At 60.8% G+C, this 15,187-nt stretch carries 12 protein-coding genes; 3 read left to right on the plus strand and 9 right to left on the minus strand.

All coding sequences use genetic code 11. The features are described 5' to 3' along the window. The first annotated feature begins 1 nt into the window (after window position 1). Both HJ583_RS07955 and HJ583_RS07960 read left to right on the plus strand, forming a co-directional pair. On the plus strand, window positions 2–3,202 hold the full coding sequence (locus HJ583_RS07955) for an efflux RND transporter permease subunit (protein WP_170021447.1): 3,201 nt from the start codon (window positions 2–4) through the stop codon (window positions 3,200–3,202). Window positions 3,203–3,220: 18 nt separating this feature from the next. Beyond that, a complete protein-coding gene (locus HJ583_RS07960) occupies window positions 3,221–4,729 on the plus strand; it encodes an efflux transporter outer membrane subunit (RefSeq protein WP_170021448.1) in 1,509 nt (502 codons plus the stop codon). Between the two features lie 176 nt (window positions 4,730–4,905). Here the strand turns inward: HJ583_RS07960 and ribA are convergent, their stop codons facing one another. From ribA to trxC, 9 genes are all read right to left on the minus strand, one after another. Next, a complete protein-coding gene (gene ribA, locus HJ583_RS07965; RefSeq protein ID WP_170021449.1) occupies window positions 4,906–5,550 on the minus strand; it encodes a GTP cyclohydrolase II in 645 nt (214 codons plus the stop codon). 394 nt (window positions 5,551–5,944) lie between these two features. Then, a complete protein-coding gene (locus HJ583_RS07970) occupies window positions 5,945–7,228 on the minus strand; it encodes a hypothetical protein (protein WP_170021450.1) in 1,284 nt (427 codons plus the stop codon). Next, window positions 7,225–7,968: an outer membrane lipoprotein-sorting protein gene (locus tag HJ583_RS07975; RefSeq protein ID WP_170021451.1), complete on the minus strand. Its 744-nt coding sequence runs from the start codon at window positions 7,966–7,968 to the stop codon at window positions 7,225–7,227. The genes HJ583_RS07970 and HJ583_RS07975 overlap by 4 nt, the downstream gene beginning before the upstream one ends. 97 nt (window positions 7,969–8,065) lie before the next feature. After that, on the minus strand, window positions 8,066–9,310 hold the full coding sequence (locus HJ583_RS07980) for an ABC transporter permease (RefSeq protein WP_170021452.1): 1,245 nt from the start codon (window positions 9,308–9,310) through the stop codon (window positions 8,066–8,068). Next, window positions 9,307–9,996: an ABC transporter ATP-binding protein gene (locus HJ583_RS07985; RefSeq protein ID WP_170021453.1), complete on the minus strand. Its 690-nt coding sequence runs from the start codon at window positions 9,994–9,996 to the stop codon at window positions 9,307–9,309. Before HJ583_RS07985 ends, HJ583_RS07980 begins: the two co-directional genes overlap by 4 nt. Window positions 9,997–10,097: 101 nt before the next feature. Further along, on the minus strand, window positions 10,098–10,802 hold the full coding sequence (locus HJ583_RS07990; RefSeq protein ID WP_170021454.1) for a hypothetical protein: 705 nt from the start codon (window positions 10,800–10,802) through the stop codon (window positions 10,098–10,100). A 137-nt stretch (window positions 10,803–10,939) separates the two neighbouring features. Further along, window positions 10,940–12,607 (minus strand): FAD-dependent oxidoreductase, encoded by a 1,668-nt coding sequence (locus tag HJ583_RS07995; protein ID WP_170021455.1) that lies wholly within the window; start codon window positions 12,605–12,607, stop codon window positions 10,940–10,942. A 38-nt stretch (window positions 12,608–12,645) separates the two neighbouring features. Continuing rightward, window positions 12,646–13,074, minus strand: coding sequence for a DUF2141 domain-containing protein (locus HJ583_RS08000; protein WP_170021456.1), 429 nt, complete (start codon window positions 13,072–13,074; stop codon window positions 12,646–12,648). Between the two features lie 7 nt (window positions 13,075–13,081). Beyond that, window positions 13,082–13,507 carry a thioredoxin TrxC gene (gene trxC / locus HJ583_RS08005; RefSeq protein WP_170021457.1) on the minus strand — a complete coding sequence of 142 codons (426 nt, stop codon included), beginning with the start codon at window positions 13,505–13,507 and terminating at the stop codon, window positions 13,082–13,084. Between the two features lie 635 nt (window positions 13,508–14,142). Between trxC and HJ583_RS08010 the strand changes: the two genes are divergently transcribed. Further along, window positions 14,143–15,150 (plus strand): sulfate ABC transporter substrate-binding protein, encoded by a 1,008-nt coding sequence (locus tag HJ583_RS08010; RefSeq protein ID WP_170021458.1) that lies wholly within the window; start codon window positions 14,143–14,145, stop codon window positions 15,148–15,150. Window positions 15,151–15,187 lie beyond the last annotated feature (37 nt).

Genomic DNA, 15,187 nt, shown 5'->3' on the forward strand with positions numbered 1-15,187 from the left:
CATGAACATCTCAAAATTCTTCATCGACCGGCCGATCTTCGCCGGCGTGCTCTCTATCCTGCTTCTGCTCGCGGGCGTGCTGGCGGTGTTCCAGCTGCCGATCTCGGAGTATCCCGAAGTCGTGCCGCCTTCGGTCGTCGTGCGTGCCCAGTATCCCGGCGCCAACCCCAAGGTGATTGCTGAAACGGTGGCCTCGCCACTGGAGGAGTCGATCAACGGCGTCGAAAACATGCTCTACATGCAGTCGCAGGCCAACAGCGACGGCAACCTGACGGTGACGGTCAATTTCAAGCTCGGCGTCGATCCTGACAAAGCCCAGCAACTGGTGCAGAACCGCGTCTCGCAGGCCTTACCTCGCCTGCCCGAGGATGTGCAGCGCCTGGGGGTGACGACGGTGAAAAGCTCGCCGACGCTGACCCTGGTGGTGCACCTGATCTCGCCGGACGATAAGTACGACGCCACCTATCTGCGCAATTACGCCGTGCTCAACGTCAAGGACCGGCTGGCCCGCATCTCCGGGGTCGGCGAAGTCTCAGTATGGGGCGCCGGCAACTATGCCATGCGCGTCTGGCTAGACCCGCAGAAAGTTGCCCAGCGCGGCCTGACTGCCAGTGAAGTGGTGGGCGCCATCCGCGAGCAGAACGTACAGGTTGCGGCTGGCGTGATCGGCGCCTCTCCGAGCGCACCGGACACGCCGATGCAGTTTTCGGTCAATGCCCAGGGCCGCCTGCAAAGCGAGGAAGAGTTCCGCAACATCGTGCTCAAGACCTCTCCCGATGGCAGTGTCACCCGCCTGGCTGACGTCGCCCGCGTCGAGCTCGATGCAGCGGAATACGGCCTGCGCTCACTGCTCAACAACAAACCCGCCATCGGCATGGGCATCATGCAATCGCCCGGCGCCAACGCCCTCGAGGTTTCCTCCCAGGTGCGCGCAGCGATGGCCGATCTGGCAAAAGACTTCCCGGCCTCGGTGGAATATCGCATCGAATATGACCCAACCCAGTTCGTGCGCTCCAGCATCAAGGCCGTGGTCCACACCCTGCTCGAAGCCATCCTGCTGGTCGTACTGGTCGTGATCGTTTTCCTGCAAACCTGGCGCGCCTCGATCATCCCGCTGCTCGCCGTGCCGGTCTCCATCGTCGGCACCTTCTCGCTGATGCTCGGTTTCGGTTACTCGATCAATGCCCTGTCGCTGTTCGGCATGGTGCTGGCCATCGGCATCGTGGTCGATGACGCGATCGTAGTGGTTGAAAACGTTGAGCGCAACATCGAGGCCGGGCTGACACCTCGCGACGCCACCTACCGGGCAATGCGCGAAGTCAGCGGGCCGATCATCGCCATCGCGCTGACCCTGGTGGCCGTGTTCGTGCCGCTCGCCTTCATGACCGGCCTCACCGGCCAGTTCTACAAGCAGTTCGCGATGACCATCGCCATCTCGACGGTGATCTCGGCCTTCAACTCGCTGACCCTGTCCCCGGCCCTGGCCGCCATGCTGCTCAAGGGCCACGGCGAAACACCGGACTGGCTGACGCGGCAGATGAACCGCTGGTTCGGCGGCTTCTTTGCAGCCTTCAACCGCTTCTTCGGTCGCGCTTCTGAGAGCTACGGCCGCGGCGTCACCGGTGTCATCGGTCGCAAGGCCTCGGCGATGGGCGTGTATGCCGTGCTGCTGGGGCTGACGGTGGGCATCTCCTATCTGGTACCTGGCGGCTTCGTGCCGGCCCAAGACAAGCAGTACCTGATCGGCTTCACGCAATTGCCGAACGGCGCCTCGCTCGACCGCACCGAAGCGGTGATCCGCAAGATGGGTGAAATCGCGCTGGCACAACCGGGCGTTGAAAGCACCATTGCCTTCCCCGGCCTGTCGATCAACGGCTTCACCAACAGCTCCAGTGCTGGCATCGTGTTCGTGACCCTGAAACCCTTTGATGAACGCCACGGGCCGGAGCTCTCGGCAGGCGCCATCGCCGGCGCGCTGAACCAGAAATACGCCGCGATCCAGGAATCCTTCATCGCCGTCTTCCCGCCACCACCGGTGATGGGCCTGGGCACGGTGGGCGGCTTCAAGATGCAGATCGAGGACCGCGGCGCCATCGGCTACGCCGAGCTGAATGCGGCCGCCAATGCCTTCATGGCAGCAGCATCCAAAGCGCCGGAACTGGGGCCGATGTTCTCCAGCTACCAGATCAACGTGCCCCAGCTCGATGTGGATCTCGACCGCGTCAAAGCCAAGCAACAAGGGGTTTCGGTGACCGACGTGTTTGACACCATGCAGATCTACCTCGGCTCGCTGTATGTGAACGACTTCAACCGCTTCGGCCGCACTTACCAGGTACGCGCCCAGGCCGATGCACCGTTCCGCGCCCATCCGGAGGACATCCTGCAACTGAAGACGCGCAACAATCAGGGCGAAATGGTGCCGCTCTCCTCGCTGGTCAAGGTGCACTCCACCTTCGGCCCGGAAATGGTCGTGCGCTACAACGGCTATACCGCCGCCGATATCAACGGCGGCCCGGCACCCGGCTATTCGTCGGCCCAGGCCGAGGCAGCCGTCGAGCGCATCGCCGCAGAAACTCTGCCGCGAGGCGTGCGTTTCGAGTGGACCGATCTAACCTACCAGAAGATTCTCGCAGGCAACGCCGGCATCTGGGTCTTCCCGATCAGTCTGTTGCTGGTCTTCCTGGTACTCGCGGCACAGTACGAAAGCCTGACCCTGCCGCTGGCAGTGATCATGATCGTGCCGATGAGCATCCTGGCCGCGCTCACGGGCGTCTGGCTGACCGGTGGTGACAACAACATCTTCACCCAGATCGGGCTGATGGTGCTGGTGGGCCTGGCGTGCAAGAACGCCATCCTGATCGTCGAATTCGCCCGCGAGCTGGAACTGCAGGGCGCGACCCCGATCGATGCGGCCATCGACGCAAGTCGCCTGCGCCTGCGCCCGATCCTGATGACTTCCATCGCCTTCATCATGGGCGTCATCCCGCTCGTCATCTCAAGTGGTGCCGGCTCCGAAATGCGCCATGCCATGGGGATTGCCGTCTTCTTCGGCATGCTCGGCGTGACCTTCTTCGGGTTGTTCCTGACCCCGGTTTTTTATGTGCTGCTGCGCACCCTCGACAAGCGCCACAAGCTGCACACCGCAGCGCCGCATGAGGCTCCGATCACCCCGGCTCACACCGCCCCTCAGCGTGCGGTCTGACCCCCAGGAGAAATGAACATGAAACATCTCACTTCGCCCGCCCTCCATGCCGCCCCGGCGGCGGTCAGGCCCCGCAGCCGGGGTACGGCCACCCGGCTGTTCCCGCTACTGGCGGCACTGCTGACGCTGGCCGGCTGCTCGCTGGCCCCGGCCTATCAGCCACCGCAGGTCGAGACGCCGGCCGCCTTCAAGGAGGCACCCACTGCGGCGCAATGGAAGACCGCCGAACCCGCCGAAAACGTCCCGCGCGGTGAATGGTGGAAAGCCTTTGCCGATTCGACACTCAACGATCTGGAAAGCCGTGCCGCAGCGGCCAACCAGGATCTCAAGGCCGGCGCTGCCCGTCTGAGCCAGGCCCGTGCCCTGCAACAGAACGCCCGTTCGGCGCTCTTCCCGCAGATCGGTATCGGCGCCGGAGCCACCCGCCAACGTCCCTCGCCAGCCTCGCAAGGGCTAGCTGCAGACGCCGACACCAGCATCTCGACGTTGTGGCGGGCGCAAGGCACCGTTGCCTACGAAGCCGACCTGTTCGGCCGGGTGAGCAGCAGCGTCGATGCCGCGGCGGCCACCAGTGCGCAGCGCGAAGCCCTGTTCCACTCACTGCAACTGGCCATCCAGGCCGATGTCGCAAATGCCTACTTCTCCCTGCGCGAACTCGACGCCTTGGCGGCGCTGTATGCAGACACCGTCACGCTGCGCGAGCAAAGCACCCGCCTCTTCCAGCGCCGTTTCGATGAAGGAGACATCAGCGAGCTGGAGCTAGCCACCGCCCGCACCGAACTCGCCTCGGCCCGCTCGGAAGCCATCGGCATCGCCCGCCAGCGCGCCGTGGCCGAACACAGCCTGGCCATCCTGCTCGGCGAGGCGCCGGCCGCCTTCACCCTGCCCCCTCAGCCGCTCGACCGGGTTGAGCTGAAAGTGCCAGCCGGGCTACCGTCCGCCTTGCTCGAAAGACGTCCGGACATCGCCGCCGCCGAACGCGCGATGGCCGCCGCCAATGCTCGCATCGGCACGGCGCGGGCCGCCTTCTTCCCGCGCCTCTCGCTGACCGGGGCACTGGGTTACGAGTCAGCCGAGCTGGGCGATCTTTTCAAATGGAGCAGCCGCACCTTCCTGCTCGGTCCGATGGTCGGCACGCTGCTTTCGCTGCCGGTCTTCGATGGTGGCGCTCGCCAGGCGGGGGTGGATCAGGCACATGCCGTCTACCTCGAAGAGGCTGCCAACTACCAGCAGACGGTGCTGCGCGCGTTCAAGGAAGTAGAGGACAACCTGGCCCATCTGCGTCTGCTCGAGAGCCAGACACAGGCTCAGGACGAAGCCGTCAGCTCGGCCCGGCGGGCCGCCCGGCTATCTCAGGTCCAGTATCGTGAAGGCTCGGTCAGCCACCTGAATGTGATCGATGCCGATCGCAGCGTGCTGCTGCAACAGCGCGTAGCCGTTCAGCTCGAGGCCGAACAGGCGCGGGCTACCGTCAGCCTGATCCGCGCCATTGGCGGTGGGTGGCAGGCACAGGCCGCCGTCAATTGACCCGCAAGCAGTGAAAACACCTGTGTGAGCAGGCGGGGCCAAGCCCGCCCTCACACGGGCCCCGCATTCATGATGCGGAGGCCTTGCCAGGCGGCACAGTCGTCACATAAGTGAAATTCGCCCAAGCCCCAATTGCCGCGCGCTGAAGGGCATCCTCCGGTGCGGGCAGCCCTGCGTCACTGCGCGTCGGCCTGCTCCGGCTCCGAGGGCTGGGCTTCCGGGCTATCGGGCAAACGCAGCACATGTCCCATCCGCTGCCGCTTGGTCTGCATGTAACGGCGGTTGTCCGGATTGGAGGGCACTTCGTGTGATAGCGACTCCAGTACCTTCACGCCCTCGCGCTCCAGCGCCTGTCGCTTGGTCGGGTTGTTGCTCATCAGCCTGATGCTGACGACACCCAGATGGCGCAGGATTTCTGCCGGCGCCGCGTAGCTGCGACGATCGGCCGGTTGCCCAAGCGCCAGATTCGCCTCGACGGTATCCAGGCCCTCATCCTGCTTGGCGTAAGCCGCAATCTTCTGCTGCAGGCCGATGCCGCGCCCTTCGTGGCCCCGCACATAAATACAGACCCCGGTGCCCGCAGCCGCAATGCGTTGCAGGGCAAGCTCCAGTTGCTCACCGCAATCACAGCGCCGCGAACCGAAAACGTCTCCGGTCAGGCATTCGGAATGCACGCGGACGAGTACCCCCGTCTGCCCCTCGACGACACCGCGCACGAGTGCAAGATGCTCCACACCACCATGCTCACGGAAGGCATGGACACGGAACTCGCCATGCGCTGTCGGCAGGACGGACTGAGAAATCTGATCAAAGATGGACATGAACTGACAAGGCTGACTGCTCGAAGGCTGTTCGACAGCCGCGCTCTGAGGTGGTTCGAAAATTCCGGAGCATCCCGCCCCGAGGCTCAAGGGATAGTGATCGCGACCCACTGGCGATGTGCGCCGCGCTTCCGGAGGAATCCGCTATTTTGCCCGGCCTTGTGCCCAAGCCCAAAGCACTATCTCGTCTATGCATTGCGCCAGAATCCATCGCCAGGTGATGAATTGAGTGATCCGCCCTGATTTGGGACCATGCAGCCCCTTACATTGGGCCTGCCTCACCGGAACACGCCAGCTCGTTGTACCCAAACAAAGGGGCGGATCGGCCATGGCGATCTGCTCAACACTTACCGTGAAATAAAGAGCGCCTTGTCTCTGCACAGCGCGCAAGCATTCAGAAGAACCAGCGCGCATAGGCTTCCAGCCGCCAGTTCGAAGTCTTGGTAGTGAACTCAGCGTTTTCCGGCCCGCCGAGCAAAATCGCCCGACTGCGCAGTTCGAGATTCGAAAAGCCGGTATAGCTGACTTCGGGCTGGATCTGCCAGCTGCCGTCACCGATATTGGCCATAGTGGTCAGCGCCACGCTGCCATAAAGCCAGCCAAAGGGCTCAGCCTTGCTAGCCTTCAGATAGAGATAGTCCTGCCCCGGATTGGCTTTGGCATAGCCGGACTGAGCCACCGTGCGCGCCTTGCTGCTCAAGCTGGCTGAGGCCCCCTGAACCGTAGCGCGGTCCATGAAGGCGTAGTAGTCGTCCAGCTCATCTGCCGTATAGCCACCACCATTGTGGTAGTACTCACCTATCAGGGTGATCTCGCCAAGGGTCAGGTAGCGAAGGCCAATCAGATATGCGCTGTAATCGAGTTGCTTGCTGCTGGAGACGCCACTTTCGCTGACCGTAGTACGCGTCGCATCCAGGGTGTGCGCCCACTCGCCATGCACCTCAAGCGCAGGACTCAGGTTGCGCGAGAAGTCGGCACCGAAGCTCTGCGGACGCGCGCCCTCTCCCCGCCACATCAGATCTACATCGGTATCCCAGGCGAGCAAATAAAGTTTCGCTGCCGGATTAGGGTTCTGCTGCTTGCCAAAATCATTATTCAGGTTGTCGTTTGTGGGCACGACAAGCCCTGTCAGACCAAGGGCGCTCACAGGCCCGGCAAAACTGCGGTTCCACTCTACGCCAGCCATCACGAAGCCCTCCCGGCTGGCAGTAGGATCGACCGGATCCTTGGGGCGCTCTACAAACCCTACTGGGTTCCAAGCATAGCCCTTGCCCCAGCGCTGCACGCGCTTGCCAAGGTCCACTGTCAATGCAGGCCCCGCGCTCCAGCGTAAGCCACCATCCATCAAGGCTCCATAGCTCACGCGTTCGAGCAGGGTGTCCGCCGCATAACTTGCCTGGGCCCGTGCATCGGCTGTAAAGCCCCACCAGCTGGTCTTGCCGGAAAGCTCCAGGGTGGTCGTGGTGCGATTGAGCCAGTCGCGCGGTGCTTCACCCGGGTACGCGATGCGGTAAGCCGAGCTGTCGCCGCGCAGACTGAGGGTTTCGAACTTCTGTTCGAGGTAGCCGCCGAACTCATAAGGTTTCTTCTCGAATTCGCTGGCATTGAATACAAACTCCTCTGCCTGCGCAGCCATGCCAGAGAGTATCCAGAGCATGGCCACAGCACATGCTTTCATTTACGCAACTCCTCCAGGCGTGACATGAACCCCTGGGTGAACACCTCATCGCTGACCACGCGCTTCTTCAGGCCGGAGTAGAGCATCACCGACTTGTAACCCTTGTACAGCGGACTATCCGTCTCGACCGTAGCCGGGCGCTTGATGCCGCCGCCGAAGTCCTTGATGTCCTTGAAACGCAAGGTCTTGATCAGCATGCCGCTGCTGGCATAGGCCTCGATTTCGAGCGGCAGAACGGTTTTCTTGTCGACCACCATCTTCAACTGGTCGTAGGCGACTTCCACCGTTTTCGCCTTCAGTGTGAGCAGGTAAGTGTCGCCCTGATCTTCGGCGCGGGTGACGGTGTATTCCTCGGTGTAATCAATCCGCAGGATGTCGGCATTGCTGAACACGCCACCAGTGATCGACTGCTGGCTGGTGATGCGCATCGGTTTGCCTACGCTTGGCACGTAGAGCCACATGTTGTCACCCTGGCGGAGCGTGCTACGGCCCTTGTCACTGGCCGGCGCTAGGAATAGCGCGGCGACGTTGTCCTTGCCCTTCTTCACCGAGAACAGCACGAATTCCTTCTTCGTACCGTCCGGCTCGATGTTGATGAGCTTGCGGTACATCTCGTAGCTCTCGGGTTCCAGATTGCGGTCGACCTTCTGCAGGATGGCAACGCCATCGATGGCAGACTGGCTGAGCGAGGTGGCGAAGAGGGCCACAGCAGCCAGTGAAAGTGCGATGAGTTTCTTCATGGTGAGTCTCCATTGAATTCAGGGACATAGGGTTCTGTAGGGCCGACTTCAGTCGGCCATCCACATCCGGTGCGCGGCTGAAACCGCACCTACCCAGTTACACATGTTTCAGCGCCTGAATCGGGTCCATGTTCGCGGCGCGCCAGGCCGGCTGCAGACTGGCCAGACCGGATACCAGCACCGCCAGGCACAGCACCAGCAGCACTTCACCTGTCGCCAGATCCGGCACCAGCGAGAGCTGGCTGCGGCCGTAGGTGAATTCGATGGGCCAGGCATGGAAGACTGCAACCAGCGCATAGCTGATCGCCACGCCGACAATCGCTCCGGCCAGCCCCAGCAGCAGACCTTCGCCAAGGAACAGGCCCATGATCTTGCCGGGCTTGGTGCCGATGGCGGCCAGCGTGCCGATCTCGCGGATGCGCTCATACACGGCCATCAGCATCACGTTCATCACGCTCACCAGCACGATGGCGATCAGCATGATGCGGATGAACAACGTCATCAGATCGATCATCTTCACGATGGTGGCGAAGGGCGAGAGTTCCTTCCATGTATGCAATTCGGTTGCAGGCTTGTCTTCCTTGTTGCGGATCGTGTCGAGCTGTCCTGCGAGGCGCTGCTGCACCTTCTCCAGCGCATTCAGACTCTTCAGGCGCACGGCGATTTCCATGACCTCGGGCTTCTCCATGCGCAGCAGTTCGCGTGCATCCTTGATGTGGATGTAGCCATCACGGCCGCCGGGGCCGGTCACCTGATCGAGGATGCCGCGCACAGTGAAGGGCCGTGCATTCACCGATCCGGAGGCGTTGGTGACGACCAGCACCACCGAGTCACCCACCTTCACCTTGAGTCCCTTGGCCAGCAGGGTGGGCAGCAGCAATTCGCCTTCCTTTACTAGCGGGCCGGTCTTGTCGCCATCGCTGATGCGCTTGCGCAGGGCCGGTACCGTAGCGTCTTCCGCCTCGGGTTCGACGCCATTGAGGCGGATTGCGCTGGTCTCGGCATAGTTGGAGAACATCGCACCCATCTTCACGCGCTTGGAATACGCCACCACATCCGGGTCGCCCTTGAGGAATTCTTCCACCTTCTCGATGGCTTTGGGCTGCAGGTTCATGTTCAGCGGCGAGTTGTCTGTCGCGGCTTGATAGCCCTTGCGGTGCACTTGCAAATGACCAAGCATCGCATCGGTGATCTCGCCGACCATGGTTTGTTTGAAAGCGCCGGCCGTGGCCACGAAGATCAACAGGGCGACCACGCCCAGAGTGATCAGGCCGGCGGTGAGCAGGGTGCGGCGTTGGTAGCGCATCAGATTGCGCGCTGAGAGTTTCAGGGTCGCAATCATGCTGCACCTCCTTGCTGGTGGAGTGTTCCGTCTTCGAGAACGAATGTCAGTTCGGCCTCGCTCATGATCTTCGGGTCGTGGGTGGAGAACACGAAGCTGGTGCCGAAGTCATCGCGCATCTTCTTCATCAGATTGAGGATGCGGTAAGCGGTGTCATGGTCGAGGTTGGCGGTCGGCTCGTCGGCCAACACCAGCTTGGGCTCGCCGACCAGTGCGCGCGCCACGGCAATGCGCTGCTTCTGCCCGCCGGAGATCTGGTCCGGCCGCTTGTCTGCCTGTTCAGTCATGCCGACGGCTTCAAGCATCTGCATCACGCGCTCGCGACGTTTCGCTTCGGACCAGCCACGCACCATCAACAGCGGGTACTCGATGTTCTCGTAACAACTCAGCACCGGCACCAGATTGAAATCCTGGAATACGAAGCCCAGATGTTGGCCGCGAAAAGCGGCAGCGGCGTTGCGTGACAAGGTTGAAATGTCTTTGCCATACACCTTCATCGTGCCGCTGCTAGGGTGATCAAGACAGCCAATCAGGTTCAGCAGCGTCGACTTGCCGCTGCCGGAAGGGCCGACGAAAGCGGCAAAGGCGCCTTCACCTATCTCGAAATTCACGTCTTTCAGTGCCGGGTATTCGATGTCGCCCACCCGGTAGGTTTTCTTGATGTTTATCGCCTGGATCAATGACATGGTTGTGTCTCCCGTGTTGATTCCTGATGCCGGATTTAGGGCGGACTTCAGTCCGCCTCCAAGCTTGGCGTGCGACTGAAGTCGCACCTACGAAAACCTGCTCAGCCGAACTTGATGAACATCTTGGAATAAGGGACTTTGATTTTTCCCAGTGCTTCTTTGACCTTAGCCTTGTCCTGCGAGAACAGGGCAGCCTTAAGGTCTGTCACCGACTTCTGAACGGCAGCACACGAAGTCTTGAACTCTTCATTGCCGCGCAAATCTGCCGAGGCTTCGCTGGCGAGCTTGTTGGCGAGCATTTCCAGCGCACCTGTCTGGGCGGTGAGCTCCAGAAAACCGTTAGCGCCGTCGAGGATCTTCGGGCCTTCGATCAGCACATGCTCCATCTGTGCGTGATAGGCATTCATGTGGTCGCTGAACACGATCACGTTATTGCGAGCGCGCAGCTGGGCCATTACATCACGGGCCTCTTCCAACGTTTCGTGCGCTTCAATTAACTGCCCCTTGTCGATTTCGGCAGCCGCTTTGTCATATACCTTGCTGACCTCGGCGAGCGAATCGGCAAACTGGGTGTCGCGGTCGTAAGGAGGCGGCGCCTTGACCATGAATTGCTTGAGGATGCTGGCCCAGCTTGTGCGTGCCTGAGCAATCGCTTGTTGTGCGTCAGGCTGTGAGGTCTGGTTGGTCTTGAAGAGCGCTGCACGGTAAGGTGCATAGGCCTTCAGCATGGCGTCGGTAAAGGGGTCAGCAGCGTTGGCAATCCCAGTCGCAAGCAAAAAGCTGAAGATCAGGGCAGGCTTGAACATGATGTTTCTCCGGTCAGCAGTAGATAACTGCAGTGTGGCTTCCCCCCGGTAGAAAACTGTTAGCAGTTTGTCCTGCTTTGTAAGCAGATGTTGCGAACGGGAACTTTGGCAACATCTGCATGCACATCACGCCACTTTCATGGCGTAGGCATTTTTGCGGGTGAGCGTGGATCAACATTGGCTTTGAGGCCACCGCTGAAGCTCTTCACATCAAAACCTTCCTGTATCAGCAAGCGCGCTGCGAAGTAGCTCATTTTTCCGAAGGCACATACGGTGAGGACCGGACGTGTGCGATCCAGCTTGGCGAGATTGGCACGCAGGGTTGGAAACGGAATGTTGATCACGTTTGCGGGCGCCGGGAAGGCTTCAGCCAGGGGTTGGGGGCGCACATCAACGATCTGCACCTGTGGATCGGTGGGCAATTCTGTAATGTGGCGCACCAGTCCGTCACGACGATTGCAGGCGGTGAACCCGGCGAGGTTGATCACATCCTTGGCCGAGCCGAAAGGCGGTGCATAGGCCAGTTCCAGATGACACAGATCGTCAATCGTCATGCCGCCGAGAATAGCGGTGGCCATCACGTCCAGCCGCTTGTCTATGCCTTCAAAGCCGGTGGCCTGGGCACCTAGCACACGACCGCTGTCAGGCTCCCACAAGATCTTGAAGCTGAGCGGTTTGGCGCCGGGATAGTAGCCAGCATGGTGCTGGTCATTCACAGTGACCGTTGCATAGGGCTTGCCTGCTGCTTGCAGACGTTTTTCGCTCCAGCCAGTGATGCCGGCAGCGACCTCGAAACCACGCACGATGGCCGTCCCCAGCGAGCCGGGATAGGGACGCGCTTTGTCCGCCATGAAGATGTGATCCGCAGCCACCCTGCCCTGCCGATTGGCCGGCCCGCCCATGGGCACGTTGACCGAGCTGTCGATTACGCGATCGCGGGTCTGCACCGCATCACCGGCGGCGTAGATCGACGGGTCGGAAGTCTGCATGAAATCATTCACTACGATGTGGCCGCGCGGGCCAAGCTCCAGCCCAGCGTCGCGTGCAAGTTCAGTATCGGGTCTGACACCTATGGAGAGAATCACCAGATCGGCGTCCAGCACCTTGCCTGAGTTCAGGTGGCAGCGCAGATGGTTTTCTTGTGCCTCGAAACGCGCTACACCATCGCCCAACGTAATCCCAATGTTGTGACGACGCAGTTCGGATTCGAGTAGCGCCGTCATGGGCGAATCGAGCTGCGGAAAGATCTGCGTCTGCAATTCCACCAACTCTACCGAGAGGCCTTTGTGGCGCAGTTGCTCAGCCATCTCGATACCGATGAAACCGGCGCCGATCACCACTGCACGCATGCCTTCTTCGGTGGCGGCGACGATGCGGTCCATGTCCTGCAGATTGCGCAAAGTGAACACGCGTCCGTCATTAATTCCAGGCAAGGCTGGGCGCAGAGGAGAAGCTCCTGGTGAGAGCATCAGCTTGTCGTAACTGATCCATTCGCTGCGACCATCGGCGAGATACTTCACCTCCACGCGCTTGCCGGCTCGATCAATCTTCACGGCCTCGCAACCGGTACGCACATCAAGATTCAGCAAGCTCTTGAGACTGCCTGGAGTCTGTACGGCAAGGGCCGCGCGATCGCTGATCTCTCCGCCTACGTAATAAGGCAGGCCACAGTTGGCAAAGGACACGTCCGGCCCGCGCTCGATCATGATGATTTCGGCATGCTCATCAAGACGGCGCGCACGCGCAGCACAGGAGGCCCCAGCGGCCACTCCGCCAATAATCAGCAATCGGTTTGAAGTGCTCATGGCAGTTCCTTTCGGCGAGTGAGTCGAAGTTTTGCCGTTCAGTACTTCAGCTGGACACTTATCCGGCTGCCTGTGGCGGGCAGATCAAAGGCGCTGTCGGCAAAGGCGGGGGGGCCGAAGACCGCAGGATTATTGGAGAGGCCATAGCCTTCAAGCGGGAACATCCCCAGGCGCAAATCCAATTTGCCACTGGCATTTTCATCGTGATAGGCCATCAGCGCGTAAGAGCCGGGCGGAACATCCTCGAATCGCAGCAAGGCTTTACCGCTCTGCGCCGGCACGACCAGCACACGAAAGGCCTGCGCCTCCTTGCGGAACGCATCTTGCGGACGATAAAGGCTTGCCCGCAGGCTGCCGCTGGCATTGCGCACACCGGCCACTTCGACCTCCAGTGAGCCACTGGCTGGGGTTTGCGCCTGCACCGTCAGCGCACAGAACAGAAAGAAAACGGAAAAGAGGCGATTCATCGTGCACTCATCCTAGAAAAGGGGAAGCCCAGCGCACGATATCCTGCGCCGGACGGGCACCTGCTTCGCGTGCCACTTCGTGGCCGGCCTTGAAGAGGGCCAAGGTGGGAATACTGCGGATACCGGAACGTGCGGCGATCGCCGGCTGGGCTTCGGTATCCAGCTTGGCCAGCAAAGCACGGCCATGCAGCAAACGCGCCGCCTCAGCATACATCGGCGCCATGCTCCGGCAGGGCCCACACCAGGGCGCCCAGAAATCCACCAACACTGGCAGGCCATTACGCGCAATCACGGCATCAAAACTGTCTGCTGTGAGCACGACTGGCTCAGCCGGCAGAATCGGCTGCTTGCAGGCTCCGCAGACCGGGCCATCCTGCAGACGCCCGGCTGGCACGCGGTTGATGGACTTGCAGTGGACACACACGATCTCCATCACTGTTCTCCGGTAGACAAGCTAAGACAATATTATTCTACTATTTGGTTATATAGCAATTTTTAGACACAAAGGCTAGTAGCACTCACCAGGGTCATGGCATATCAAAGCACGGTCAGTGCAAAGAATTTGCGATGGCGTGAAGCCGAGCGACACAAGTGCAAGTCGCCGATGGTGAATACGGTGCAAGCGCCGGCATGCCCGGGAAAATCAGGATTTCATCGAGCAAGATGAAGAGCTCCTGTTTCACGTCATCGAGCAGACAGAACTGCTGGATGTCTGCGCCAACGACGTCGCACCCCTGAATCAGCAAGATCTAGTCGATGAACAGTCGAGCTTGAGGCTGCGCGTAGACGCTGCCTGGTGTATGGCCAGGCCACGGTGGCCACGCGCCCCCCCCTCTTCCGCAAGGCGTTTCAGGCGGCCTGCGCGAAGGATAAAGCTGGCCCTGATGCTGGGGCATGCCTCACCGCATTCGGCGTGAGCCAGTTGATGCACGGGGCTGCCGCGAACAAAAGCAATCATTGCTTATGCATGATTTTGTTATTAGCAATGCTATTTTTATTCGTTCTCTTGATAAGCGGTGTTTCATAAAGTGTCCATGTCGCCTCACTCAACAATGAAAGGACACCCCGATGAAGTTCTCCCCGCGCAAGAAAGTGCTCGCAGCCGCCCTCTTCAGCCTGCTCGGTGCTGCGCAGGCACTGGCTGACGTCACCCTGCTGAACGTTTCCTACGATCCGACCCGCGAACTCTACGAAGACTTCAACAAGGCCTTCGCGGCGGACTGGAAAGCCAAGACCGGCGAGACCGTCACCATCAAGCAATCGCACGGTGGTTCGGGCAAGCAGGCGCGTGCCGTGATCGATGGCCTTGAAGCCGACGTCACCACCCTGGCCCTGGCTTACGACATCGACGAGATTGCCAACATCGCCAAGAGTCTTCCCACAGACTGGCAGAAGCGCCTGCCCCACAACGCCTCGCCCTACACTTCGACCATCGTTTTCCTGGTCCGCAAGGGCAACCCGAAAGCCATCAAGGACTGGAATGACCTGACCCGAAAAGGCGTCGACATCATTACGCCGAACCCCAAGACCTCGGGCGGTGCGCGCTGGAACTATCTCGCGGCCTGGGCCTATGCCCTGCAGCAACCGGGTGGCAATGATGCCAAGGCCAAGGATTTCGTGAAGAACATCTTCACCAATGTGAAGGTGCTCGATTCTGGCGCCCGCGGCGCCACCACCACCTTCGTCGAACGCGGCATCGGTGACGTACTGCTGGCCTGGGAAAACGAAGCCTATCTGGCAGTAAAGGAACTCGGTCCGGACAAATTCGACATCGTGGTGCCCTCGATCTCCATCCTGGCTGAGCCGCCGGTCTCCGTGGTGGACAAGGTCGTCGATCGTCGCGGCACCCGCAAGGTGGCCGAAGCCTACCTGAAGTACCTCTACTCCCCGGTGGGCCAGGAAATCGCGGCGCAGAACTACTATCGCCCGATCGATCCCGCCATTGCCAAGAAGTATGAAAAGCAATTCACCAAGGTGAAGCTCGTAACCATCGACGAAGTCTTCGGCGGCTGGCAGAAAGCCCAGAAGACCCACTTCGCCGACGGCGGCGTCTTCGACCAGATCAGCATTCGCTGACAGCACGCGCTGTTCCAAGCCAGGCGAGGCTGCATGC

The sequence above is a fragment of the Uliginosibacterium aquaticum genome, from assembly GCF_012972705.2.
Lineage (GTDB): Bacteria > Pseudomonadota > Gammaproteobacteria > Burkholderiales > Rhodocyclaceae > Uliginosibacterium > Uliginosibacterium aquaticum.